At 43.4% G+C, this 788-nt stretch carries 1 protein-coding gene; it reads left to right on the forward strand.

Annotated features, from left to right (window positions below):
* Window positions 1–262: 262 nt before the first annotated feature.
* A partial coding sequence (locus ACT3QP_RS14955; protein WP_444526048.1) for a contractile injection system protein, VgrG/Pvc8 family occupies window positions 263–788 on the forward strand: 526 nt, incomplete at its 3' end.

The raw sequence follows: 788 nt of genomic DNA on the forward strand, positions 1-788 counted from the left end.
TTATTTTCTTTAGTGAGCTGTCGTATCTCGTATTGCTCATATCAAAACTCCTTATGGGTATTTTATAAGAAATTCTACGTTTGAGCTGTGTTATAGTCAATCCTCTATAAATTGGATACGGTGTCAGGCTTGCTTAGTCTACGAGTTGTAGTATTTTCACTCGCCTTCCTTGTATCCAAATTATATTGAACCGACTATAGTTTAGGGGATAGTTACAATTGATCGCACAGCGCAGGTTGAGAAGCGTCTAATTAGTCTCTCAATGACAGACAAGCGTGGTACTGAAGCAGATGAATTATCACTGACACTATCTGATCATGACGCGGCGCTGCCCTTACCTACTAATGGTAATGAGATAAGGCTATGGCTCGCGATTCCTGATACTGGCGATATGATAGACAAAGGCACATTCACCATTGATCAAGCCGAGCACAGTGGCACACCTGACCAGCTGCAGATCCGTGCCAAGTCAGCCGATTTCAAGTCATCATTGAAGGTAAAACGCAGTGACAGCTATCATCAGTACAAGCTTGGTGAAATAGCTTCGAGTGTAGCCAAACGTCATAACCTGATATTATCAATTGATGCGACGGTAGCGGCGATGATGATAGATCATATCGATCAGCACCGTGAGAGTGATATCAATCTATTGACTAGGCTTTGTGATGACCATGATTTGATGTGTACGATCAAAGCTGGTCGGCTGATTATCAAACCGATTGCCAATGCAAGATCACCTTCAAGGGCGGTATTGGGAACAGTCGTCGCTATAGTCGCGTCGATCGTAC

The sequence above is a fragment of the Psychrobacter sp. AOP7-B1-24 genome, from assembly GCF_052376215.1.
Taxonomy (GTDB): Bacteria; Pseudomonadota; Gammaproteobacteria; order Pseudomonadales; family Moraxellaceae; genus Psychrobacter.